This window comes from Pantoea sp. PvP021 (genome assembly GCF_054056055.1).
The window spans coordinates 176,354-203,092 of record NZ_JBSRXX010000010.1; the positions used below are offsets into that span (position 1 = coordinate 176,354).

17 protein-coding genes are annotated in these 26,739 nt (G+C 50.8%); 6 read left to right on the plus strand and 11 right to left on the minus strand.

The window, feature by feature from the left end; all coding sequences use genetic code 11:
* Positions 1-131: 131 nt before the first annotated feature.
* Both ACVKSX_RS20815 and ACVKSX_RS20820 read left to right on the plus strand, forming a co-directional pair.
* Positions 132-965 carry a winged helix-turn-helix domain-containing protein gene (locus tag ACVKSX_RS20815; protein WP_050680286.1) on the plus strand — a complete coding sequence of 278 codons (834 nt, stop codon included), beginning with the start codon at positions 132-134 and terminating at the stop codon, positions 963-965.
* Complete coding sequence (locus tag ACVKSX_RS20820) at positions 962-1,459, plus strand: FidL-like protein (protein ID WP_022624196.1); 498 nt, start codon at positions 962-964, stop codon at positions 1,457-1,459. Before ACVKSX_RS20815 ends, ACVKSX_RS20820 begins: the two co-directional genes overlap by 4 nt.
* 112 nt (positions 1,460-1,571) lie before the next feature.
* Here ACVKSX_RS20820 and ACVKSX_RS20825 read toward each other — a convergent pair whose 3' ends face one another.
* The 11 genes from ACVKSX_RS20825 to ACVKSX_RS20875 all read right to left on the minus strand — a co-directional run bounded on the left by ACVKSX_RS20825 (position 1,572) and on the right by ACVKSX_RS20875 (position 13,221).
* Positions 1,572-2,006: a DcrB-related protein gene (locus tag ACVKSX_RS20825; protein ID WP_010256796.1), complete on the minus strand. Its 435-nt coding sequence runs from the start codon at positions 2,004-2,006 to the stop codon at positions 1,572-1,574.
* Entirely contained in the window at positions 1,999-4,182 is a 2,184-nt protein-coding gene (locus ACVKSX_RS20830; RefSeq protein ID WP_072123950.1) for a peptidase domain-containing ABC transporter, read from the minus strand. The genes ACVKSX_RS20825 and ACVKSX_RS20830 overlap by 8 nt, the downstream gene beginning before the upstream one ends.
* A 16-nt stretch (positions 4,183-4,198) precedes the next feature.
* A complete protein-coding gene (locus ACVKSX_RS20835; RefSeq protein ID WP_354439310.1) occupies positions 4,199-5,458 on the minus strand; it encodes an HlyD family secretion protein in 1,260 nt (419 codons plus the stop codon).
* A 25-nt stretch (positions 5,459-5,483) separates the two neighbouring features.
* Complete coding sequence (locus tag ACVKSX_RS20840) at positions 5,484-6,806, minus strand: TolC family outer membrane protein (protein ID WP_010256785.1); 1,323 nt, start codon at positions 6,804-6,806, stop codon at positions 5,484-5,486.
* Positions 6,807-6,840: 34 nt separating this feature from the next.
* Positions 6,841-7,503, minus strand: a complete 663-nt coding sequence (locus tag ACVKSX_RS20845; protein WP_192073377.1) for a response regulator transcription factor — start codon at positions 7,501-7,503, stop codon at positions 6,841-6,843.
* Positions 7,504-7,562: 59 nt separating this feature from the next.
* Positions 7,563-8,618 carry a fimbrial protein gene (locus tag ACVKSX_RS20850; protein ID WP_010256778.1) on the minus strand — a complete coding sequence of 352 codons (1,056 nt, stop codon included), beginning with the start codon at positions 8,616-8,618 and terminating at the stop codon, positions 7,563-7,565.
* Positions 8,619-8,630: 12 nt separating this feature from the next.
* Entirely contained in the window at positions 8,631-11,222 is a 2,592-nt protein-coding gene (locus ACVKSX_RS20855) for a fimbria/pilus outer membrane usher protein (RefSeq protein ID WP_163763522.1), read from the minus strand.
* Positions 11,223-11,247: 25 nt separating this feature from the next.
* The gene (locus ACVKSX_RS20860; protein ID WP_033759838.1) at positions 11,248-11,985 is read right to left on the minus strand and encodes a fimbrial biogenesis chaperone; all 738 of its coding nucleotides are present in this window, start codon (positions 11,983-11,985) and stop codon (positions 11,248-11,250) included.
* Between the two features lie 62 nt (positions 11,986-12,047).
* Complete coding sequence (locus tag ACVKSX_RS20865; protein WP_010256772.1) at positions 12,048-12,578, minus strand: fimbrial protein; 531 nt, start codon at positions 12,576-12,578, stop codon at positions 12,048-12,050.
* 94 nt (positions 12,579-12,672) lie between these two features.
* Complete coding sequence (locus ACVKSX_RS20870; RefSeq protein WP_010256766.1) at positions 12,673-12,894, minus strand: hypothetical protein; 222 nt, start codon at positions 12,892-12,894, stop codon at positions 12,673-12,675.
* A 9-nt stretch (positions 12,895-12,903) separates the two neighbouring features.
* Positions 12,904-13,221 carry a hypothetical protein gene (locus ACVKSX_RS20875; protein WP_010256762.1) on the minus strand — a complete coding sequence of 106 codons (318 nt, stop codon included), beginning with the start codon at positions 13,219-13,221 and terminating at the stop codon, positions 12,904-12,906.
* A gap of 1,025 nt (positions 13,222-14,246) precedes the next feature.
* Here ACVKSX_RS20875 and ACVKSX_RS20880 point away from each other — a divergent pair.
* The 4 genes from ACVKSX_RS20880 to ACVKSX_RS20895 all read left to right on the plus strand — a co-directional run.
* Complete coding sequence (locus tag ACVKSX_RS20880; protein ID WP_010256759.1) at positions 14,247-14,837, plus strand: helix-turn-helix domain-containing protein; 591 nt, start codon at positions 14,247-14,249, stop codon at positions 14,835-14,837.
* Positions 14,838-14,882: 45 nt separating this feature from the next.
* A complete protein-coding gene (locus ACVKSX_RS20885) occupies positions 14,883-15,518 on the plus strand; it encodes a helix-turn-helix transcriptional regulator (RefSeq protein WP_010256756.1) in 636 nt (211 codons plus the stop codon).
* Between the two features lie 140 nt (positions 15,519-15,658).
* On the plus strand, positions 15,659-16,378 hold the full coding sequence (locus tag ACVKSX_RS20890; RefSeq protein ID WP_163641623.1) for a hypothetical protein: 720 nt from the start codon (positions 15,659-15,661) through the stop codon (positions 16,376-16,378).
* A 363-nt stretch (positions 16,379-16,741) separates the two neighbouring features.
* Positions 16,742-26,739 (plus strand): Ig-like domain-containing protein (locus ACVKSX_RS20895; RefSeq protein WP_354469029.1); only part of this gene is annotated, 9,998 nt, incomplete at its 3' end.

The window sequence follows — 26,739 nt, forward strand, 5'->3', positions numbered from 1 at the left end:
CTCTGCCCGGCCTGTTTTGCTGGCTAATCTGTAAAAATTTCCTTAATCGCCTGATTAACGCGTCTGTAGTGCTTCTTCATATAAGCTGAATTATACTGTCGATAAATGAGCGGAAATTCAGTGATTTCTTAATGATTTACATAATCGATGATCAGGTTTCTTACAATTCTGATGACTGCACGCTTAGCCACATTCCTACTCAGGAGTCGCTGAGCCTCAGTATTTCTTCAGGTCGGCTTTTTGAACAGTTACTGAATTCCGGGGGAGAAATACTGGCGCGTGATACGTTGCTGACCGAGGTCTGGGATAAATATGGCCTGCGTGGATCGAATAGTAATCTGAATCAATATCTGAGTATTGTGCGCAGGGCACTCGCGGCTTATGGCTGTGAAAATCTGATTATCACCATCCCGAAAATCGGTATACGCCTGAATACCGATATTAAAATTGAACGTCAATCAGCCCCGGTCATGGGGGTGACGGAAGTTTTAACTGATGACATATCGGAAGGAAGTATAACTGAAGGGTCTGCTGAAAACGTTGTCCTGCCTGCCACTCCGCCCGGTAATCAGCTGCCAGCTACGTCCGTTAACGTCACCCGGCGATACTGGTTTGCTTCTGTTGCTCTGATAGTGCTGGGCATGGTGCTCTGGTATTTCACGGTATCGCGTCCTGACGAGCAAATTATTCCAATGAGTGCCATTAAACTTGAAGGTGGCTGCGAAGCAGTATTATTGCAGGGTCTGGATGAGGTTGAACGACAGGCATTGGGTAAGCAAATAGTGCAAATTCTAAGGGAAAATAATCAAACCTGCGATGCGGGTCACCGGATTATTTTTGATAAAAACACCTCTTTTACTACTAAGAATTTCGGAAGAACAATTCTTTCATCGTGTAAAATTAATAGCGATGGTCATATCATCTCATGCGACAATTTTTATTATCTTGACTGGAGAATGGGATGAAGCGGAGCATTGGTATTAATATTATCTTCATGCTGGCTGCGCTATTAATGGTGACTTTTGCAGGGGTTTATTACTTAACACATCAGGCCAAAGATTTTCCTTTTCGATGCTCAGCGTTTAGCCGTTACGATCTCAGTCGTAATGATGATAAACGAATTGAGTTCGCTGTTGCCCAGGATTTACGTTTTGATAAAAAGGATTCAGGCTATCTTTTGCTGAATGGGCAGGCAACGAGCAATGACGGTGTTACTATTCTTAACAGAAGGGTTGCATTAATCAATGGCGCTAAAATTTCCGATGATACTTACCGGTATCAGATCAGCAAAGTTGTCACTTCGAATACTGATACTACCCCTGATGTCATCTTTAATAAGTTGTTAGCAGAGATCACGCTGGATCCAACGCATCTGCAGTTGGATGTCGATAAGATTGATAAAAATACCTATATTATCGGTGGGCCGATCTCCTATCTCTTTACCTGCCAGCGTTACTGAGCTCTGTAAACGGCTAATTTAGCGGTGTTCATAATGCATGAAACCGGGAAGGATTTATCCTGCCCGGTTTTTCTTTTAACGTTATGTCGTCAGGCTTTGCTGAGGAAAAGCATCAGGGCCAGCTCTGGAAACTCTTCAGGATATTATTAAACAGCTGAATTTCTTCATCGGTCAGGGGGGCAGCCTTTGACAAAGAGAAAATTAATACATCCTCAAGATTTAAGGTGAAAATCGCCTGCTTTTGATAAAGCCGGATATTATCCGGGCGCAGAAAATCATAAGTAATCATGATGCCTGTGCTCAGATTATCGCCCAACACCACGGGTTGATTTGCCTGCTGCTGCCAGTCTTTCATTTGTCTCTGCAGAATAGCAAGCTGACTGCTGATATATTCTTCTGGATTGTTGTGATTGGCCAGTTTATCACGAGAAATAGTGACGGGTGGCATCGCTGAACGGGGATCCGCCAGCGTGTTCAGGGTTCGCTCGCAGTAGCCTTCCGGTAAAGTAATCATACCTTCGCTAAACCGACAAATATTTTTATCCATGTGTAATCTCCATTTCTTTAGTTTTTTCTGTCTGGCCAAATAACTGCTCTGCGGTAACTTCACTGAGCGTACCGTTATTTAACAGGACGATTTTATCTGCACTTCTTATGGTTTCCGGGCGATGTGCAATCATGATTCGGGTGATTTTCATTTGCTTTATTGCATTGTTGATCTGCGCTTCGTTATAGATATCCAGATGACTGGTTGCTTCGTCCAGTACCAGTATTTTTGGTTCGCGGTAGAGGGCGCGAGCTAGCAGAATACGCTGCAGTTGCCCGCCAGAGAGAAACGATCCCATATCACCGACAAGGCTTTGATAGTTCATCGGCATTTTCATGATATCGCCGTGAATTTGCGCCAGGCGTGCTACACGGGTAATTTTTGCGTGGTCAGGATTATTATCAAAGAAGCTAATATTTTCACTGATCGAGCCTGAGAACAGGATGTCATCCTGCATAACACAGCCGATGCGGTTACGATGGTGTTCAAGTCCTGTCTGGGTAATGTCCATTCCGCCCACGGTGATTGTTCCACCTTCCGGGTGCAGCAGACCCAGAATGATTTTGGCCATGGTGGTCTTTCCCTGACCTGAAGGGCCGACAATCGCAACGCTTTCGCCAGCCTTAATTTCCAGACTGGCACCATTTACTACCCAGGGTTCGGTAGGTGCATAGCGGAAGCGGATATCCGTTAGTTTGATATCCTGCGACGTTTCTGTCTCATCATGCGTATCTTTACTCACCAGTACCGGACTGGCTTCTGAGCTGACTTCAGTTTCTGACAACACGATATCGGCCAGTCGTTCACCATGCATACGCAGCATTCTGAAGTCGATTACGGCGTTGATCAGACCTGCACCGCGGCTCATAAACTGATCGGAGAAGCTAATAAAGGCGGTAAGCATACCTGCAGAGAAGTTGCCATCCAGTACTTGCAGCGCAGCCAGCCAGACCAGTACTACCCTGCCTACAGAAGTGAGCAATCCCTGGGCGGAACCAAACAAAATGTTAAGCTTCTGAATCACAATGCCTTTGTTGGTCGTATCCACCAGGAAATTCATATAGGCGGAGAGACGAGGCACCTGCTTGTTATTGGTTTTTACCGCCTGGATACCGCGAAGCGTTTCCAGTAAAGAAGATTGCGTGCGGGCTGAACTGATGATTTGCTCTTCATTGGCGCGGCGAACAGGATCATAAGCCATGAAGCGTAACAGTGCATAGGCGACAAAAAGGCCAATTACCAGCCAGGCAAGCTTAGCGTTATAGATAAACAGCATCACTACTGTCACGATCGACATTACCCCATCCAGCACAGTACTAATGAAGCGGCTGGTCAGCGTACTTTGGATGGTGTTCAGCGAGCCATAGCGGGACAGAATGTCACCAACGTGACGGGATTCGAACCATTCAAGTGGCAGCTTTAACATATGGTGACAGACATTGACCGTCCACTGCACGCTGAGCTGGCTTGAGAACCAGCTCATCACCCATGAGCGCAGCGCTGTAATCATGGTCTGAAACAACGCAATCATGATAAAGCCGATCCCGAGCAAGGAGAGTAGTGAGTAATCTGCGGAGACCAGCACCATATCCATCACCCACTGCATAAAGAAGGGGGAGAGTACGCCGAAAAGCTCCAGAGCGATGGACAGGATAAGCACCTGGGCAAAGGCAGATTTCACCCCTGTCACACTGCCCACCAGCTTCATCATCGAGATGCTTTCTTTTTCTTTTTTGACCTCAAAAGTGGAGGAGGGAACCAGCTCCAGTGCAACGCCGGTGAACGCCGGTGATGCTTCTTTAAATGTCAGTTCCCGAATGCCGCGTGCAGGATCGTGAAGCGTGATCTTATTGCCGCGCACTTTTTTTAGCACAACGAAATGGTTCAATTCCCAGTGCAGAATGCAGGGCATGCGTAATTTAGACAGCTCTTCCATATCAACGCGTAACGCACGGGAACTCATATTGAGTTGTTGTGCCATGGCAATGACATCACTAAGTGTTGCACCCTTAAGCGACGTTGCGAACCTGCGACGCAGGGTGATCATGTCGATTTCATGACCGTGATAATTGGCAATCATCCCCAGACAAGCAAGACCACATTCCGTCGCCTGTGACTGACGAATCATCGGCAGGCGGTTAAACCATTTAAAATTGAGTTTCTCTAATAACAACACAGAACAGACCTTTTAATCAGAGAGAGATTTTGTGTCCAAGCGCAAAAATTGGCTCCAGCACCCATTCATAAAGACGACGTTTGTCGACGATAAAATCGGCATCCAGCGCCATACCCGGCTTGAGTTTTTCATTCTGCGCATAAGCAGTAATTGATTGTTTGTTCAGGGAGACCAGCACGCGGTACTGCTGTTCCTGAATATTGTTTTTGCCGGTTAACGTAGTGACTTCCTGAGGAGACAGAGCGGTGCGTGAAACCTCGATAACTTTTCCATACTGTTGACCAAACTTTTGATAAGGAAACGCTTTATAGCGCAGCACCACCCGCTGTCCCGGTTGGATAAAACCAATGGACTGCGTGTTTACCATGATGCGGGCGACCAGTTCAGTATTGCTTGGCAAAACTGCTATGGCTGACTGACCGGCGGTGAGCATCTGTCCATTTTTGACCATAATCATGCCGACATACCCGCTTTTAGGCGCACGTAATTCAAACGAGCGGCGCGCTTCATTTTCAGCCATCGACTGACGGTTATCAGCCAGTTGGCGCTCGATATCGTTACGCTTTTTCTCGTCATCCAGCGGTTTTTCATGCAGCTGTTGCTCGGTCTGAACAATTTTTTGCGAGATGTCCAACAGCTGACGTTGATATTCCTGGTAGCGCGCCTGGCTATCGAGCAGATTAGACTCCTGCTCTTCCATCTGACGGCTTGAGGCATACCCTTCGTTGTGCATGGCTTCCAGCTTGTCCAACTGCATTTTCGCCAGGGAAACCTGTTTCCGACGGTGTGTCAATTGCAGCTTCAGCTGCTCCTGTTGCAGTTTCAGGCTGGCGATAGTGTCGGTCAGGCCCTTCATTTCAACCTGATGAAGCTTTTCAAGCGTCACCAGATCCTGTTGAAGCCTTTCACGCTGGCCTTTCAGATTCTCGGCAATAACCTGACGAGTCTGACCTAACTGCGTTGAAACCTCTGATGACAACACCATCAGCACATCGTCTTTTTCAACATGCTGGCCCTCTTTTACCGGAATATCGACCACCGTGGCGCTTACGGGGGGCGGAATGATCAGCATGCCATTTTTAGGCAGCAGTTCTCCGGTAGAGGATTCATATTTTGTATAACTGCCAAATATAAAAAACAGCGCTGTCGCGGCAGTGATCAGCACTACAACGGAAATAACTAACCAGCGATAAGGTGGGCAATAGAGTGCCACAATGCCCAGGTTTCCACGGTTGGCTGCATCAAGTGCCTCCTGACGGAATAGTGACTGTTCCATTTATATAATCATCATGAGTAAGGGATTAACGGCACTGAAAAAAATTCAGCATGTCGATTGATAGTGATCCGGTACTTTGTGCCAGATTAATGAGGGCGTTCAGGTAATTGAAGCGAGCTTCAGCCTGATCTTTAAGCGCACTAAAATATTTTTGCTGGGCATCAAGCTCATCATTTACCGTACGGAAACCCATTTCCCGGCCATATTGAACAGACACCACTTTTTCGCGTGAAGACTCGACGGCATTTTTCTGCGCGTTGATTAACGCTTTTCCATTCGTAAGACTAAGCCATGCTGAACGTGTATCTGTAGCCGCTTTGCGTTGTGCTTCCATGGTGGAATATTTCGCTGCCTGACGGCGATAGGCTGCTTCATAAGATTGTGAAATCTGGCTGCCACCCGCGAATAATGGAATAGAAACGTTAACGCCATACTGCAGATTATTACTTTTAGAGTTAGTGCCAAAAATAGCATCATAAAGTAAATTATCGTCGTTATCGTTACGGCTCCAGTTTTTGCCATATCTGGCGTAAAGTGACACGACAGGCATATGTGCGCCATCTGCAGCCAATACATCAGCATCGGCCTGATCATTCTGAAACAGGGCAATTTTGATTTCAGTGTTACGTTGCTGGCTGGCATTAATCGCATCAGTTAAAGAAGCGTAGGGCGAAGCGTTAAGGCACTGAAAATTTACCGGCTCGACAGTGTCCGGGCTGACACCCGATAAGCGACGAAATGCTTCTCCAGCCAGCAATAACTGACTACTCGCCTCTATTTCTTTGGCCTGAGCAAGAGCATAATTGGCCTTAGCTTCATCCAGCTCTGTACGAGTGTTTTGTCCATTCAGAATACCGGCCTGCAGTTTTTGCTGCTGTTGTTTGAAGTTGTGACTGGCAGCTTTCGCAGCCTGTAAAACTTCCTGCTGATAGAGCACCGAAAAGTAGGCATTACTGATCGCATTTAATAACTTTTCTTCAGCTTTTTTTGACTGGGCTTCAGCGGTATTGGCAATAGCAACGCCTTTACGCCAGCCAGCATATTTACTCATATCAAACAGGGGTTGTCTGACACTGAGATCGTAACTGTGATTTGTTACACCACTTTGATATTTTTTATCCGGCTGTTCCTGACGATCCCAGTTTCCTTCGAGCGTCAATGTGGGCAACATTCCGGCCATACCCTGCCAGTATTTTTGCTGATCGGCTTCACTGGTCATCTGGCTGGATTGCAATGCAGAGTCATAGGTTAATGCGGCTCGGGCAGCCTGCTGTAAGCTGGTCGCATAAGATCCAAATGGCACGCAGGACAGTACAATAAATGCAATTTTAAAATTATAAAATTTCATGATGCTCGCTGTTTCTTAAAAATTAAGCCCGAAATTAGATGAGTTGCTGGGCAAAGACATATTTAATCAAATCAGTATTAGACTGCAGCTGAAGTTTACGCATGGCGTTATATTTCTGCGTTGCAACCGTACTGATACTACGTTTACGTGCTTTAGCTATCTCCATTAAACTGTACCCGATAGCAAAAAGTCTGATTACTTCAACTTCTGCGGGTGATAAAAGAGTCTGTGCGGGCTCCTCTGAAGCAGAATGCGCCAGATCTTTCATCTTTTCTGAATAAAATATTTCAGAATTCGATGAGCAAACCCAGTGCAAAGCTTCTACCAGATCCCGTATATCATCACGTTTGCTCACTATTGCATTTACCGGAATTTGCAATATTCTTTTCAAAATGGCCGGGCTATTCTGTGCCGTAAAGATAATGATTTTAAGGTTAGCATTATGGTTGTAAATTTCTTCTAGCTTTCTAACGCCGTTCAAATCATTACGTTCAAAGTTAAAGCAAAAATCAGTAATTAATATATCAGGAGGATCGCTATTCAGTTTTACAAAAAGATTTTCTGCTTCTACCGGGTATGCTGCAATGTCCAGGTTGTGAAATTCGGTTGAGAGTATTTTTTGTATTGAATAAAAAATAAAAGGACTCTCATCAGAGACACCAACTTTAAACCTCCTTCCTTTTAATGGCCTATCCACTGATAAAATCCTTTCTCAGTTTATAAAGTCTGGTAAAGGGCTCCGAAGAGCCCATATGGTTACTGATAACTAATGGTATAGGTAGCAACTGCGTTAGCACTACCAGGGGTTATTGTGGCAGCAGTCTGGTAATAACGTGCATATAAGGGCACTGTTATCAATGCTGACGACAGTGGATAAGCTGCAACTCTGTATGGTGCTGCCAGTGCAACAGGTTGCTGACTTTCATTCAGAATCTGAACACCCACTCCGCTGGCAGTTGAGGTCGAGTTCAGAGAAACTACGCCGACATCCGATAGCCCATCAGCCGCATCCCCATCCAACTGCATCATAACGTCAAAGGTACCTGAAAGAAGTGCCTCACAGTTAAGCTGAAGATTAAAAGCGGTAGATGGGCTGGTTTGTCCAATACCGGAACCCAACCCACTGCTGGTATTCGCTGTGTAACTCCCTAATGACACCCTCGGGTTAACATCGCCTGCTGCTGAGCAGGTTTGATCCCTCACAGTGATGCCGCTTTTAATATATCTGACATAAAGTTTCAGGTCATTTCCTGGTACCAATGAGCCTACATCAAATACGTTGACATAGTCCGGAAGCAAATTGGGGCCAGCCATCGAGTTTGACGTCCGCACAATCTGAAAAGGCACATTCAATGTGACATCAGTATAAGCACCGACTGTACCGCCACTGGTTAACGCGTAAGTAGCGATCTTGTTGCCGGTAGGAATATTGGCAGCGTCGGTGGACATTTCACCACCGTAACCGGTATAAATGGTTAAGCCATAACCGAGTGCATCTTCAGCAATTGTTTTACGCTTTAAGTACACTTCTCCCGTTAAACCATCAAAAAACTGTTGCAGATTATCCAGGGCACATTTGAACGTGACTGTTAAATTGCCACTATAAACGACCGTGCCCACCGGAACAGCTGCCGAAATATTTATCCCCAGTGAGCGGAAATCTAATACCGCATCAGAAAGAGATTTTTTGCACGTCAGTGTGACATCATCTGCCGCGTTCGCATTAATTGGTGCTAGCATGACGAAACCAGATACCATAATCATGATGCTGACTATTCTGGTCAGTGTCCTTCTAAAGTTAATAAACATCATAATGTCACCCGATTAACCCTGATTATCTTTGTTCATTTCGCCGTTAGACACGTAGCGAACAGGTTTTGATTGATCGCTGCTGCATGTTGTTGTGAGCCTTGCAAGGGTGTTGTTTTCACTGGAATTAACAATACCGGACTCCAGGTTAACCAGACACTTATCACTGGCTGCTTTACCCCAGGAAATATGCAGGCGGCTGACATCTTTATTTAACCTCACATAAATCTGACCACCCTGTGAAACAGTGGTGATAAGGTTACCGTCTTCATCATTAACCGTTGCACCAAATGGCAAGGCATTTCCGTTCGGCTGATTAGCCCGAATTAACAGTGGCTTTCCTTTGCTGGTTTTATAATCAAGTCTGACGACTGCACCCTCAACAGGAATAACGCGCTGCTGAGTTGATTCAAGCTCAACATCCAGTGGAATTCCTTTTGGGTCGATGGCCAGTTCGTTTATCCGGTACGGGTTAAGGTTTGGCACAATAGCTTTGCCGCTGCCGTTTAACACAATATTGGGATAGCCGAGTACACGCGCGCCCTCTGCATCTTCTGCGGTAACAACAGCATAAGTCGTAGACTGATAAGCGCTGAAATTAATGCTATCAGGTAAAGCGACTACCGCACCGCTGATACCACCCGAGGCAGAATAATAGTTTTCCCCTTTAGTATAAGACGCCGTCAGCATACTGTAGGGCGAACGGTACTGCCCACTAACTGAACCGGACTTCTCATTATCAGTATCGCGCGCTATTCCAACGTTATAGTTATATTGGTCATGTTCACCCAGAACACCATTAACTGCTGTTTGTGCATTCACACCTTGTTTATTATGTGTCGCACTTCCGGTTACATAACTTTGACTATCGCTGCCAATTGGCACCGAGAAGTCGAGTGACAGTTGAGTGTCATGCCCGCCGGTTGAATATAATAATCGGTTTGCTGATAAAGTATAGGAGACCCGACCAATTGTATTATTGTAACCCAGCTGAAATTGCGTATTTGTTCCGGCAGAATCCCAGTAATTCTGAACAAAACCAGTAAGATAGATATTCCCATATGACTCCCCAAAATTTTGGCTTGCCGTCATAGAAAAACGTTGTTTGGGGCGCGAAAGATAATTTGACGAACTGTTTTTATGATTTTTTTTATAATAGTTATTGATTTGTAATGCATTATCAAAACTGTAATAACCGGATGATGAGAAGCGGTAAGCCGCCAGAGTAAAATTCGTGTTAGTCTGAGAAACCTTCTTACTATAAGTTGCCCGATAACTTACACCTTGCTTTTTCTCATCACCATATTTTGTCTGAGCCCCAGTAATATCCAGTGAGATCGCACCAACAGGTAAACCAAATGCACCTCCCAACAGCACAGAGGTGTAGTTATCTGATCCCAGAATACCTGAGTAACCGGTCAGACTATTGCTAAAACCATGCTGAATAGTGCCCTGATAGACCGAAGGTGTATAAACCATATTGTCTTTTCGGGATACACCACCGGTCAGACTATAAAAAGTCATGCCCGGACGTTTCAGACGCGTCATCGCTGCGTAAGGAACTGAGAAACGGGTCTCACCGCCGTCAGCTTCTTTCACGGTCACGTCTAAATCACCACCGTAGCCTGTAGGATAAAGATCGGTGATATTAAAAGGGCCTGGTGAAACCGTCGTTTCATAAATTTTGTTGCCATTTTGCGATACAGTTACCTGAGCGTTGGTTCGGGCTACGCCGCGGATTTCTGGTGCATAGCCTCGCTGAGAGTCTGGCCACATCTGGTCAACTGTAGATATTTGCGCACCACGAAAAGAAAGCGTATCGAAAATTTCGCCACTGGTATTGCCTTCACCTAATAACAGCCGTGATTTTATTTGCGGAATATCACGCTGCACATAGGTATTAATTGCATCGTAATGATGATACTCGTTGTTTTTTTGACGTTGCCAGCTGAGAGAACCATCGTGACGGAACATCCATCCGCCAAGGTTAAAGCCCGCCAGCGCACGGCCATAAAATGAGTCATATGGCTGACCGTGATTTACAGAGCGATAATAGTTGGTGTTATAGGTTAGCGTAAGTGCTGTTTCACCCTTATCCCAGAATTCTGGCGCAACGTAGCCGCGCGCAGATCGCAACAGATAAATTTGCGGAATTGAGATATCCATCTGCATATCGGCAGAATTGATAGCTGCATGACTCTCTTTAACCACCTCTTCCAGCGCCATACACTGTTTACCAGAGCGCAAATTTTCAGCTTGTCCCGGGCTAAAAACTGTGTCCTTAAGTGACAAGCTTTTGACCAGATCATAGGAAAGGCACGCTTTGGTTCCCGCCCCTTCACGAATGACCTGAACATTTTCCCGACCAATCTGACGACCATTCAGGAAAATATCCAGCGTATAAGTACCAGGATCAATAGGGTTACCGGTTGCATAGCGGGCCACATCAACTTTAACGCCCGGTAGATTCTTCACAAATGATTCGTCAAAATCATACGAATTTTCTGCAAATGCGGCGCCTGTTGATGCAGTTAAAAAAAGCGCCAGAAAAGATCGGTAAAATATTTTGCCCGTTTGTTTATTATTTTTAATCATCCTTGCCATCATTATTACCCCTGATGAGTTACCAAAGTTACTGACTAATTTTGGCGTCTACATTGCGTGCAGCGCCATAATCATCCAGATATTGATAATGAAAGTTTGTTTTTATTTGATTTGCGTTCAATCCTTTTAGGGAGAAGCTTTTTGTTTCGCCTGGTGCAAGCATATCTCCCTTTTCACTGACTACTTTTCGCCCCGCGTTATCCTCGGCATTGATCTGTGAAACGTTGACGTAAAACGAAGAGTTATTGGTTGCTGTCAGCTGATTCGCTTTCTCCCCTTGATGCCAGATAAGACCCGACGCTGCTTCTGTGGCTTGCATCGCATCGAACCGGGCTGGGCGAAAGAAAATTTTGATGCGGCTACGAATAGCCATTTGCAACTGATTTTGATTCGCAAGGCTTTTATCGCGAGGAGGGATGTCGAGTACGTTAAGCCAGAATACCGACTCTTTATCTTTGGGCAGGTTTGAACCGGTATAAACGATACGTAATGTCTGTCCTTTGTTAGCCTCCATACGGAAAACAGGCGGTAGCAAGACAAACGGTACGTTTATTTTATCCAGTGCTTCATCAGGATTTCCATTGTCAATCCAGGCCTGTACCAGCGCAGGTTGATTGCCATGGTTATCTAAGCGGACTGTGACTTCTTTTTCTGTTGCGGGGTAGATTACCCGGGTACCGATAATCGTCACGCTGGCAAAAGCCGATGAGGTCACCGTAAAAGCCAGCAGACAGGAGATCAAAAATTTAAAACTTTTTTTTTTCATGATTTTGACAGAAATGATGATAGAGGAAGAGAGGTGGGAACAGATGCTCCCACCATAATCAATTACAGGTAATTGATTGAATAGTTCACAGCTGATAAGACGGTACCAGCAGTAGCTGCACCAGTTGCATAGTACTGAGCAGAATAGGTCAGAGTACCTGCACCAGCAGTCAGAGCGACAGTTTTTGGAGAGGTGGTCTGCTCAGTGCTACCCGCGTTCAACACGCCATTTCCGCTATCCAGCAGCTGCAGGTCAACATTCGTTGCAGTACCAGTATTGGTCAAACGACCATCAGCATTGACGTTGGCACCTTGTTCAAAGTAAGCGTACACGTCACCAGTCGTAGCTGAGCAATTGCTCAGCGCCATAGTGAAGCGAGTGTTACCTGCAGTCTGACCAGATGTGCTTAAAATACTACTTGCTACTTTAGGCAGTGTAACGGTTGCAGTGCTGCCGCCGCCGTTTACGCTTACAGTACAAGTCTGAGACGCAATATTTCCTGTGAAGTTAATGGTGCCATCTGAAGCTTCAGCAGCATTAACGTGAGCAGCAGCCAGCATCAGACCAAGAGCAACCATAGATAACTTTTTCATATACTTTCCTTTGTATAAAATAATTAATAACATCAATTAATGAACGATTTAATAATCGTTCACTTCCCTGGAGGATTCATTCCTCACAAGAGAATTAGAAAATCAGCAATCCAAATACGACTGCTGCTGCGACACCAACAATACCCATGCCAAAGGCAGACCCACTAACCGGGTTCGCTGCTGGAATTGAGTCTGGGCGCGTCCATTCAGTTTTCTCTTCTGAGCTTGCGCCTAGCTGCTTAAAGAAATCCAGGATCACCGAAGTTAATGAACCACCGCTAACGCCTTCGATTTCTTTATTGTTCAATTCACGCATGTTGTTTCCTTAAGCTGTAATTACAGATGCATTAGGATCAAACTGGTTTTCAACGACCGCGTTAAACCAGCCTGCCGTGCTATCCCAGCCATTCATAGCACCATATAAAGCACCATCAACAAGACCAAGGACTGCGCCGACAATCAGACCTACACCGGCAGAGACAATACCAACGCCTAACACGCCACCGGTGCTTCCGCCACTCATTCCCCATTTAAGACCAAAAGAACTAATACCCGTAACGGCACCGACAACTACAGCGCCAATAAAGTCAAAAAAACCTGCTCCTGAAACGTTTTGCATTTCAAAAGATGTTAACTCTCTCATCGATATCTCCATGTATCATTTTTTCAATATTATTATTTATGCCGCTTCTAGCGAACGGCGCTATTAGAATGGGTGGTCATAAAAAATGAAATAGTAAAACATCCATAATTCTTCTTTTGTTATCGTAAGCAAGGATATGGCTATTATATTTTTACATAATATTAACTGCTGTTGGTATTCTGGAATTTTTTGAGCGTACATTATTCTTATGCGTGATTTAACCATTAACAGCACTGCTTATGCCTGATGCTTAAAATTATCTGGCATCCGGGAAGCGCATGCCATGAACGCGGTTCAGTGAAACTGATTTATCTATGAATAAGCTTGTGCATAAAGCCATGAGTTAATGATTTCACTTGCCTGAATGTGAAGTCATTTGAGAAGTGGAATTAAAAAGGGAAAAATCCCATTTGCCAGTTTCTGGTGATTTAAGCTAATTAAATCATATATATCAGGATAAAAAACTAAATATTTAAAGATAATCAATTTAAGTATCTGTTCGATGGGTGCCGTGGTTTAATTCCTTCCATGCAATGCTGCCTGACAGCGTAACTTTAGTAAGGAGCATTAACATTGATGCCAATTTGATTTGTTTCTTTTCAGCCATGCTGGAAAATTGAGAGAGGTGTTTAAATGCGTGCTTTTAAAATAGCATGCTCATAACATCATCTTTCAAATGGTAATGGGAAATTCTTTTTTTAGGAAAAAAGTTATAACACTGCCCGTAAGGTGCTACAAAGTAGATTTATGTGCTAACTAAACAGCGTTTGAATGGTGTAAGATCTGGTTATTGTTTCTTTTATTGGCCTGAATGTCTTTATTTATTTGTATTTGCGGTTTTGAATTTTGTTGGGACGGTTTTATTATAGTGGAACCGATAAAGACTATTTTTAACTGCCCGAGTTATGGAGGCGAGCTCAGGTAAGCGAGTACACCAGGCGAAAGAGAAAGAGACTATAAAAAACTGATTTTACGAATTGTTGCTAATCACTGACCAATGCGTCAGTTAGATTGAGTTAATTAATATGTATAGAGTGACTGAAAATCATGAACGGATCATCGATGCATTAGCAGGATTTACGCAGATTGCTAATCCAGATGAAATTTCAAGAGGCAAGCGCCGTTATCATTTGACTAAAGATAATGTACGTCGCGTTATGTTCATTCTTGACGGCGATTTTTTACTTAAACTTAAAGGCGAGAATAAGGTTTTGAATATCTTATCCGCTCCGTTTGTTGTCGGCGTCACTCCAGCTTTAGACGAGCCGCCAGTCTATCTGGAACGAGTCGATTATGGAAAAGTCAGTTTCATTGACTATGACGTGTTCTGGCGATTGGTTTTTGAGAAAGATCTTTTTAATGACGCAATGTCTATTTTATCAGGACAGTATTCTGATCTGATGAATTACATTCAGTTACCAAAAAGTAACTCATATGATGAAGTTCTTTCTTTGATTGAAAGATGGAAAAAACTGCCGACTCATTTAAAGAAACGATTTTCAGCACTATATCTTATTGAAAATAGTTCTCATTTATCAAAAAGTTCCATTTGCAGAGTGCTCAAGGAACTAAAAGAGAAAGGCGAATTGGTACTGATTAACGGTAAGTTCACCTGAATATAATATTTGTCATCGTGAATTTTGTGATGCTGAAGGGAAAAAATGGATGTTAATGTGGTTTGTACGGATGACAATTACTTCTTCAGACTGGGCATATCAAAGGTAATTGAGGAGGCACTGCTATCTGATGCAGAAGTAAAATTTTTATCAGGTTTTGATAGTCATAACCTGCGGCAGGCTGACTTCATCCTGATCAATGTTTCGCAATGGCGTCTTTATATGTGTCAACCCGCTTATCGCGAGCGAAAGCCTGGCAGTATCATATTGGTATTTACCGATGATTTCGGAGAGAAAATTAAAAACCCGTTACCATTTTGTTATCAATCTTTGCTTGAAGTGTCAAAAAGGGATTCGGTACGTTTAATAACTGAGAAAATAACCAAGGCCTGGTTAAACACTCAGGGAAGAGTTATGGGATATCTGCCTTCAGACTGTTTACGGTGCGAATTTGCACGTATCACCGTGGTGCAACTTCAGGTGCTTAGTTTTTTGAAGAAAGGATACAGTGTAATCCAGACAGCAAAAAGGTTAGATTTGTCAGTTAAAACAATCTATGCACATAAATATAATGTGATGAGAAAGTTCGCTCTGAAAGGAGATAAAGAATTTAATGCATTTATCAATGATGTCTCGTTGCTTGAACTTTACAAAGGAGTTATCAATGTAAATGAGATTTAACGTTATCCAGAGGCGTAGGCTCACCCTTCTGCGCTGTTTAAATTTCCCATTTTTTATTTTTTAAGGAGTTGTCAGCTCCTGTTCAACATCGGATATAAGGTGTTTTAAATATAAAGGTTAAGCACCTTAAGGAGAGTTATATGGAAAATAATTCACGTTTAACATGCAAAGCATCGAATAATCCCTTTAAATTTATGCAGGGAGCAATGCTGAGTATGGTTTTATTACTTACAGGCTACCTGTACTGCAATTATGTTGAGGCGGCGCCATCGCAGAACGTTCCTGCGCCATCGTTGTTTAAAGAGGTCAACAATGACAAGGCGCCGGAGCAGATACGCGACCCGCGTGCGCACATTATTGTCTACCGTATTGATGAAAAAAATCCTGCCGCATCAAAACGCGTCGTTAACGTATTTGTTAATAATCAATACTATACGAGCGTAATGTCAGGTGATAGAGGGACTGAAATTAGTGTGTGTCCTGGCCAGAAAAAACTGGACGTTATGTTCAGCCAGCATGATTTTGTCCAGCCAGCAAAAATTGAAGTATCCACACCAGAGCTGAAATCAGGTGAGCGCTATTACTATCAGTTAGCGGTAAATGATCAGCAGAAAATCACGGCGCGTCTGGTGCCTGCAAAGGAAGCTGAATCTGTTTTAACCAGTCTCAAAGCACAATCACGTACGTTATCGCGTGTAGTAAATGAACGTTCTTGTTCTGAAGCGGGCGAGTCAAAACTGTTGAATCACCCGGTGGCTTCTTCACTATTAAATTCTGACAGTAGTCATGCTCAGAGCAATGCTATGAAGATAGCTGATAAAAGCAGTAACGCTCAGGGCGCTGCATACTCACTGCATTGATGCAATCTGGCACCATATTTTTTATTAATCAGTTCTGATAATGCCGTTCACTGACTCCAGAATCAAGAGTTGTGCTGGAAGCAATGTCAGGATTGCAGATTATCTCGTCATAAAATCACGGTTATTCTAAGTATATGAATATAGAGATTAAGGGTTTGTGAAAGCCTTATTTCTATTGAATTTAATCAATCCTCGTTAATTAAGAAGGTTGTTATGTTGAAAGTGAACTTGCGTGGTGTGAAGGGTATTATCTCTTCATACACTGTTGATACAAAATCTGAAAATCCTACAACGATCAAAGTTCCGCATCAGGGTGCATTAAATATAGAACTGATCGATAGCGCTACAGGACATGCTCCGCAAATGGTTGTAACCAAGCGCGTTGGCAATAATCTGCAGCTTTTCTTTAGCCAGGATGATTCTCAGCATCCTGATATTGTGCTGGAAGATTATTATGATAATGAAAACGTTCATCTGATTGGGCTGGGCGAAAACGGTCAATTTTATGAATATGTGCCGACTTCCGGCGATGTCGCTGAATATCCGCCAGCTTTAACTGAAGGTCAGAGCGGTGAACAGGTATTAGGCGGTGAAGGATATGCCAGTGCCGATCCGCTGACTGCCAGTCACAACAATTTTGGTTGGTTGCCCTTTATGCTGCTGGGCGGCGCGGCAGGCGGCGTTGCTATTGGTGCGTCCGGGCGTGGTAGCAGTGGCCATGACTCTTCCGCTAAGAGTGTATCGGTGACACTTGATCCTGTTGCGGACAGTGATAATGATGGTCGTCCAGAGTTTTCCGGAACATCGAATAGCCCTGACTCACAGGTTGTCATTCAACTGCCTGATGGCACCCAGATCACGACCCAGACGGACAGTGAAGGTAACTGGTATGTGGAAGCACCGACTTCACAACCAAATGGCACCGTCACTGTTACGGTAACTGATAGTGCGGGCAATAGCGGTAGCCTGACTGAAGAGTTTACTGACACCTCTTCGCCAGAAGCGGCGGTTATAAATAGCAATGATGATGAACAAATCTCAGGTAAAGCAGAACCTGGTTCAACTGTGGTTATTTCCGATGGCAGTACCGGTGAAACCACCACGGTTGTAGTTGATGAAAATGGTGACTGGAGTATCCAGCCTAACCCTGTCCATGAAGGGGATACCGACGTAACTATCGTGGTTGTCGATCCTGCGGGTAATGTCTCTCCGCCGTCCAACGGTTCCCGACCGGACATAACTCCTCCAGATAACATCAACTCCGGCATTGTCAGTGACTCAGTCACCCTGACGGACGACGTCGGTGCGATCACCGGCGAGATTGCCAGCGGCTCGGTCACCGACGACGCGCGGCCGACCCTTTCCGGCGACGCAACCGCCGACATCGATCACGTCAATATCTATGACAACGGCGAGCTCGTCGGCAGCGCAGCGGTGGACGCGGACGGCAAGTGGAGCTGGACGCCGGAGCAGGATATGGCGGACGGCACCTCTCACGACCTGACGGTTGCGGCGGTGGATGCGGCGGGCAACGAAGGCCCGCAGGCAGACGGCGACTGGAGCTTTACCGTTGACACCAGCACGGCGGCTCCGGAAATCACGAACAACACCGAGGACGAGCTGGCCGGTAACGCCGAGCCGGGCGCGGTGATCGTGATCACCGATCCGGTCAGCGACAGCGTGACCAGCACGGTGGCGGATGCTGACGGCCACTGGAGCATCCAGCCGAATCCGGCGGGCGTGGACGCCAAAGACGTCGTGGTGGAAGCCACCGACGAGGCGGGCAACAGCAACAGCGTTGTGATCGACGGCCCCGGCGACAGCACGCCGCCGGATAACCAGACCTCAGGCCTGGTCATCGACAGCATCACCCTGACCGACGACGTCGGTGCGATCACCGGCGAGATTGCCAGCGGCTCGGTCACCGACGACGCACGGCCAACCTTCTCCGGCGACGCAACCGCCGACATCGATCACGTCAATATCTATGACAACGGCGAGCTCGTCGGCAGCGCAGCGGTGGACGCGGACGGCAAGTGGAGCTGGACGCCGGAGCAGGATATGGCGGACGGCACCTCTCACGACCTGACGGTTGCGGCGGTGGACGCGGCGGGCAATGAGGGCCCGCAGGCAGACGGCGACTGGAGCTTTACCGTTGACACCTCGGTGCCGGATAACCAGACATCGGGTTTGGTGGCGGACAGCATCACGCTGACCGATGACGTCGGTCCGGTACAGGGCAAGATTGAAGATGGCTCTGTCACTGACGATGCACGTCCGACCTACTCAGGCACGACTACCGCAGACATCAGTTACGTCAATATCTACGACAGTGGCAAGCTGATCGGCAGCGCAGCGGTGGAGGCGGACGGCAAGTGGAGCTGGACGCCGGACAGCGCGATGAGCAGCGGGACACACGCCCTGACGGTCGCGGCGGTGGACGCGACGGGCAATGAAGGCCCGCAGGTAAGCGGCACGGCGGATGCGGCGTGGGACTTCAGCGTCCTGACCAGCGCCCCGGCGCAGCCGGCGATTGAAAACGTGGTGGACGACTACAGCCAGGGCGAGGATGCGGACAGCGGCTTCCTGCAGAAGGGCCAGTTCACCAACGACGGCACGCTGACGCTGAACGGCACCGCGGGCGCGGGGCTGACGGTCATCGTGTGGGCCACGGATGCGGACGGCAACCGGGTAAACGCGGGGTCGGGCGTGGCGGATGACAACGGCCGCTGGAGCATTACCACGGCGGCGCTGGGCGAGGACGGCCGCTATGACCTGACGGCGACGGCGGTGAACGCGGCGGGGGTTTCCTCGGCGGAGACCGGCGCGTTTAACGTGGTGCTGGACACCGTGGCACCGGAGGCGGCCGTGGCGGCGCTGATGGACGCCCAGGGTGAGGTGCAGGGCGAAGTTGCCAGCGGCGGGGTAACCGACGACCGCGCGCCGGTGCTGAAGGGCACGGCGGAAGCGGGCGCGACGGTGACGGTATATCTGGACAACAGCAGCACGCCGGCAGGCAGCACGGTGGCGGACGCGGACGGCAACTGGACACTGGCGCTGGGCACGCTGACGGACCGCGATTACAGCTGGCAGGTGAAGGTGACGGACGCGGCGGGGAACGAAACCCGCGGCGAGCGCGCGACCTTCAGGCTGGACAGCAGCAGCGTGGAGCTGAGCATTGACCAGGCGAACGACGATGCGGGAAGCATCACCGGCGCGGTACTGAACGGCGGCCTGACCGACGACAGCACGCCGGAGCTGCAGGGCACGGCGGCGGCGGGCGCGGTGGTGACCATCAGCGACCAATCGGGCGCGGTGCTGGGCAGCAGCACGGCAAACAGCAGCGGCGTGTGGACATTCGCGGTGGCGGAGCTGGCAGACGGTGAGCACGTCTTTACGGCATCGGTAACCAATGCGGCGGGCAACAGCAGCGAGGCGAAATTTACCCTGACCGTTGACACCATCGCACCTGTCCTGCCGACCATCACCGGGATGATTGACGATGTAGGCACTGTACAGGGCACGTCTACGACCAGTGGTGGCGTAACGGACGATCCGTCGCCGACCTTTACCGGCAAGGCGGAAAAAGGTTCGCTGGTTACGCTGTATGACGGCGACAGCGTGCTGGGCAGCGTTCGGGCGGATGCGCAGGGCAACTGGAGCTATACGCCGACCACCAATATGGTAGACGGCGATCATAGTATCAAAGCCGTTAGCACGGACGCGGCAGGAAACATCTCCGCGCCTGGCGCAGAATGGCCGTTTAAGCTGGATACCAGCACGGCGGCTCCGGAAATCACGAACAACACCGAAGACGAGCTGGCCGGTAACGCCGAGCCGGGCGCGGTGATCGTGATCACCGATCCGGTCAGCGACAGCGTGACCAGCACGGTGGCGGACGCGGACGGTCACTGGAGCATCCAGCCGAATCCGGCGGGCGTGGACGCCAAAGACGTCGTGGTGGAAGCCACCGACGAGGCGGGCAACAGCAACAGCGTTGTGATCGACGGCCCGACAGACAGCACGCCGCCGGATAACCAGACCTCGGGCCTGGTCATCGACAGCATCACCCTGACCGACGACGTCGGTGCGATTACCGGCGAGATCCTGGATGGCAGCGTCACCGACGACGCACGGCCGACCTTCTCCGGCGACGCAACCGCCGACATCGATCACGTCAATATCTATGACAACGGCCAGCTTATCGGCAGCGCAGCGGTGGGCGCGGACGGCAAGTGGAGCTCGACGCCGGAGCAGGATATGGCGGACGGATCCTCACACGACCTGACGGTTGCGGCGGTGGACGCGGCGGGTAACGAAGGCCCGCAGGTGAGCGGCACTGATGACGATGGCTGGAGCTTTACCGTCGACACCACTGCGCCGGATATCGACGCCTTTACAGACAGCAGCATCACGCTGACCGATGACGTCGGTCCGGTACGGGGCGAGATCGCCGACGGTGCAACGACTGATGATGCACGCCCGACCTACAGCGGTAGCGTGAGCACGGCAGGAATAGCGCAGGGTGTGGTCAGCGTCAATATCTACGACAGTGGCAAGCTGATCGGCAGCGCAGCGGTGGAGGCGGACGGCAAGTGGAGCTGGACGCCGGACAGCGCAATGAGCAGCGGGGCACACGCCCTGACGGTCGCGGCGGTGGACGCGGCGGGCAATGAAGGCCCGCAGGTAAGCGGTACGGCGGATGCGGCGTGGGACTTCAGCGTCCTGACCAGCGCCCCGGCGCAGCCGGCGATTGAAAACGTGGTGGACGACTACAGCCAGGGCGAAGACGCGGACAGCGGCTTCCTGCAGAAGGGCCAGTTCACCAACGACGGCACGCTGACGCTGAACGGCACCGCGGGCGCGGGGCTGACGGTCATCGTGTGGGCCACGGATGCGGACGGCAACCGGGTAAACGCGGGGTCGGGCGTGGCGGATGACAACGGCCGCTGGAGCATTACCACGGCGGCGCTGGGCGAGGACGGCCGCTATGACCTGACGGCGACGGCGGTGAACGCGGCGGGGGTTTCCTCGGCGGAGACCGGCGCGTTTAACGTGGTGCTGGACACCATGGCACCGGAGGCGGCCGTGGCGGCGCTGATGGACGCCCAGGGTGAGGTGCAGGGCGAAGTTGCCAGCGGCGGGGTAACCGACGACCGCGCGCCGGTGCTGAAGGGCACGGCGGAAGCGGGCGCGACGGTGACGGTATATCTGGACAACAGCAGCACGCCGGCAGGCAGCACGGTGGCGGACGCGGACGGCAACTGGACACTGGCGCTGGGCACGCTGACGGACGGGGAGCACAGCTGGCAGGTGAAGGTGACGGACGCGGCGGGGAACGAAACCCGCGGCGAGCGCGCGACCTTCAGGCTGGACAGCAGCAGCGTGGAGCTGAGCATTGACCAGGCGAACGACGATGCGGGAAGCATCACCGGCGCGGTACTGAACGGCGGGCTGACCGACGACAGCACGCCGGAGCTGCAGGGCACGGCGGCGGCGGGCGCGGTGGTGACCATCAGCGACCAATCGGGCGCGGTGCTGGGCAGCAGCACGGCAAACAGCAGCGGCGTGTGGACGTTCGCGGTGGCGGAGCTGGCTGATGGTGAGCACGTCTTTACGGCATCGGTAACCAACGCAGCGGGCAACAGCAGCGAGGCGAAATTTACCCTGAATGTGGATACCACACCGCCAGAACCAGTGATCATCCAGTCATTACAGGATGACGTCGGTACATTGCAGTTCACCTCACCAGTGGCAGGTAATGTCATTGACGATCCGGCGCCGACCTTTACCGGCAAGGCGGAAAAAGGCTCGCTGGTTACGCTTTATGACAATGGCATCCTGCTTGCGACAGTGACGGCAGATGCACAGGGTGAGTGGAGCTATACGCCGACCACTAACCTGCTGGAAGGGACACACGGTATTACGGCGACGGCAACGGATGCTGCAGGTAACGTCAGTGAAATCAGCAGTAGCTGGGATTTTATTATCGATATCACAGCGCCTAACGTTGGGATTTCAGGAAACTCAGAGGAGTCACTGAGCGGTGTTACTGAGCCAGGCGTTGTGGTTGTCATTGTCGATAAGAACGGCACGGAATATAGCGTAGTAGCCGATCAGCAGGGTAAATGGGTGATAGCACCTAACCCAATCTCAGCTGGCGAGTCAGGAGAGATCTACGCTATCGATCCAGCAGGGAACAAGGGCGATACAGTGGCCTTCCAGGGATCTGCACTGGCTACGTATAGCTTGCTGAATGAAAGTATGCAGGTGAACACCACTACCACAGGCGATCAGCTTAACCCGTCGACGACCCGGCTGGCGGACGGCCGCATCGTGGTGACGTGGCAGGGCGCAGGTGTCTCCGGCACTGAGGTTTACATGCAGCTCTTTGAGGCCGACGGTATACGTAAAATCGGCACCGAGCAGCAGGTGAACCAGCGCACGGCCAACAATCAGGACAGCCCGCAGGTGATCGCGCTGACCGACGGCGGCTTTCTGATTGTCTACGAGTCCAACGTTAACGGACTGGACAACAGCGGCGACGGCGTGATGGCGCGCCGCTACGGCGCCGACGGCCAGGCGGTGACCGACGAGTTCCAGGTGAACACCACCTACAGCGGTGCGCAGAACCGTCCGGGTGCGATGGCAACCGCCGACGGCGGCTACATCATCAGCTGGGAAGACCAGGGCACAGGCATCGTGCAGCGCAGCTACGGGGCGGATAACCAGCCGGTGACGGGCGAAGTGACGGTGGCAACCGGCAAGGGCATGGGCAGCTCAGGCGGTCCGGAAATGGCGGCCTTTACCGATGCGGCGCACGGCGGCATGTACGTGACCGTGTGGAACGCCACCAGCGGTCCGGGTGACACCAGCGGCAGCGGGGTTGTCGGGCAGATTTTTGCCGCAGACGGCACGCCACTGGGGGGGAACTTCCAGGTGAACACCACCACGGACAGCTCCCAGAACTATCCGGACGTTATCACCCTGAACGACGGCAGCATCGTGGTGTTCTGGGACAGCAGCGACAGCGGCACCAGCGGCTCTGACATCCGCGCAGTGCACTACCGCGTGGATGCCGCCACCGGAACGCTGACGCTGGTCGGCAGCGGTGACTTCATCGTCAACAGCTACACCAGCGGCAAGCAGTATAAGCCGGTCGGCGTGGCGCTGGATGATGGCGGCTACCTGCTTATCTGGGGCTCTGAAGGCGGCGACGGGGATGGCTCGGCCATCTACGCACAGCGCTTTGATGCGAACGATAACAGGGTGGGACGCGAGTTCCTGGTGAACACCACCACGAGCGGCAACCAGGGTACCGGTGGCGACTCGGTGGATGCAACGCACATCTTTGACGCCGTGCTGACCGCGGACGGCAGCGTATACGTGACGTGGCAGTCGGACAACGTGGACGGTTCGGGAACCGGCATTGAAGGTATCGTGATTGACGTGGATGCGGCGTTCTACTCCGAGTACACGGTGAACACCACCACCACGGGAGCGCAGACGGTCTCGTCGGTAGCCAGCCTGCCGGACGGCGGCGCCATCGTGGTGTGGCAGTCGGCGAGCGGAGACGGCTCCGGCAGCTGCGTCAAGGGCCAGCTGCTGGACGCGAAAGGCCAGCCGGTCGGGGCGGAGTTCACGGTGAACACCACCACAGCGGGCGACCAGATTACGCCGCAGGTTACGGTCCTGACGAACGGCCATATCGAAGTGGTGTGGAGCACGGATTCCGGTGCGCATATCAAGGGTCAGGGCTATACCTACAGCTATGACGGTGCGGGTAATGTAAATGGTCTGGTGGCTGATGGCACAGAGTTCAGCGTTAACACCGGTACCACGGCAAGTAAACTGACTGAACCCGCCATTACCTCGCTGGAAGATGGCGGCTATCTGGTTGTATGGCAGGCAAGCCTGAACGGTAACTGGGCGATTTACAGCCGCCAGTATGATGCAAACGGCACGCCGGTCACGGCGGAGACTGTGCTGATTACGACTTCGCTGAGCGTAAACGGCGTGCTGGGCTTTGGCGCTGACTGGGAGCCGCTGCCGTCTGTTACGTTACTGAAAAATGGCCAGGTCGCTATCGCCTATACCGTTAAAGGTACCGGGTATGACGCAGGCGTGTCGATCTACGATCCTTCACTGCATGAGGTAACCGGCAGCTTCGTAGCGAACCAGACCCTGACTAATAATCAGGCATCACCTGCAGTAAGCGCGCTGGATAACGGCAACTACGTGGTGACCTGGGACTCTAACGATACCAGCGGACCGGATCAGAACGGTTACAGCGTCTGGGGCCGCATCTATGCGGCAGACGGTACGGCGCTGACCAGCGAGTTCCTGATCAACACGGCAACAGCAGGCGATCAACATCTGGCGAAAGTCGTGAGCCGTCCTGATGGCAGTTTCGTTGCGCTCTTTATGTCTGCAACAGATACGGCACCGGGTGCAGGTACCAGCGGCATCTACGCGCAGTACTTTGATGCAGCGGGTAACAAAGTGGGCCAGCAGATGCAGATCCATCAGCTGACCTATGGCGAGCAGGTTGAAGTCGATGCGACCTTCCTTGCGGGCGGTCAGCTTTACGTGACCTGGACTGACAAAGGTGTGGGTGACGGCGAAGGCTCGGCGATTAAAGGACGCGTTGTGGATCTGGTTGAAACGCTGGGACTGGAGCAAATGACGCCGGACAACAACGATCCAACGACCATTGACTATCAGCCTGCGACGACACCAGCGTCGAGCGACACCGATGTACTGCCGCCGAACGTGGGTCTCTCTACCAATACTAAGGAGACTCTGGGTGGCCAGACCGAAGCAGGCGCTACTGTTATCGTGACGAATGCGGCTGGAACGGTTTACTCCACGGTGGCAGATGCTAAGGGTGTATGGAGTATTGTACCTAACCCACTCAGTGTCGGTGAAAACGGAACGCTCTCGGCTATTGACGCGGCAGGTAACCAGAGCCAGCCAGTATTGATCTCCGGAGCCGCGCTGAGTGCTTACGATCTGCTGAATGAAAGCGCGCAGGTGAATACCACTACCACAGGCGATCAGCTCAACCCGTCGGTCACCCGGCTGGCGGACGGCCGCATCGTGGTGACGTGGCAGGGTGACGGCACCTCCGGTACCGAGGTTTACATGCAGCTGTACGAGGCAGACGGTGTGCATAAAATCGGCACCGAGCAGCAGGTGAACCAGCGCACGGCCAACAATCAGGACAGCCCGCAGGTGATCGCGCTGACCGACGGCGGCTTTCTGATCGTCTACGAGTCCAACGTTAACGGACTGGACAACAGCGGCGACGGTGTGATGGCGCGCCGCTACGGCGCCGACGGCCAGGCGGTGACCGACGAGTTCCAGGTGAACACCACCTACAGCGGTGCGCAGAACCGTCCGGGTGCGATGGCAACCGCCGACGGCGGCTACATCATCAGCTGGGAAGACCAGGGCACAGGCATCGTGCAGCGCAGCTACGGGGCGGATAACCAGCCGGTGACGGGCGAAGTGACGGTGGCAACCGGCAAGGGCATGGGCAGCTCAGGCGGTCCGGAAATGGCGGCCTTTACCGATGCGGCGCACGGCGGCATGTACGTGACCGTGTGGAACGCCACCAGCGGTCCGGGTGACACCAGCGGCAGCGGGGTTGTCGGGCAGATTTTTGCCGCAGACGGCACGCCACTGGGGGGTAACTTCCAGGTGAACACCACCACGGACAGCTCCCAGAACTATCCGGACGTTATCACCCTGAACGACGGCAGCATCGTGGTGTTCTGGGACAGCAGCGACAGCGGCACCAGCGGCTCTGACATCCGCGCAGTGCACTACCGCGTGGATGCCGCCACCGGGACGCTGACGCTGGTCGGCAGCGGTGACTTCATCGTCAACAGCTACACCAGCGGCAAGCAGTATAAGCCGGTCGGCGTGGCGCTGGATGATGGCGGCTACCTGCTTATCTGGGGCTCCGAAGGCGGCGACGGGGATGGCTCGGCCATCTACGCACAGCGCTTTGATGCGAACGATAACAGGGTGGGACGCGAGTTCCTGGTGAACACCACCACGAGCGGCAACCAGGGTACCGGTGGCGACTCGGTGGATGCAACGCACATCTTTGACGCCGTGCTGACCGCGGACGGCAGCGTATACGTGACGTGGCAGTCGGACAACGTGGACGGTTCGGGAACCGGCATTGAAGGTATCGTGATTGACGTGGATGCGGCGTTCTACTCCGAGTACACGGTGAACACCACCACCACGGGAGCGCAGACGGTCTCGTCGGTAGCCAGCCTGCCGGACGGCGGCGCCATCGTGGTGTGGCAGTCGGCGAGCGGAGACGGCTCCGGCAGCTGCGTCAAGGG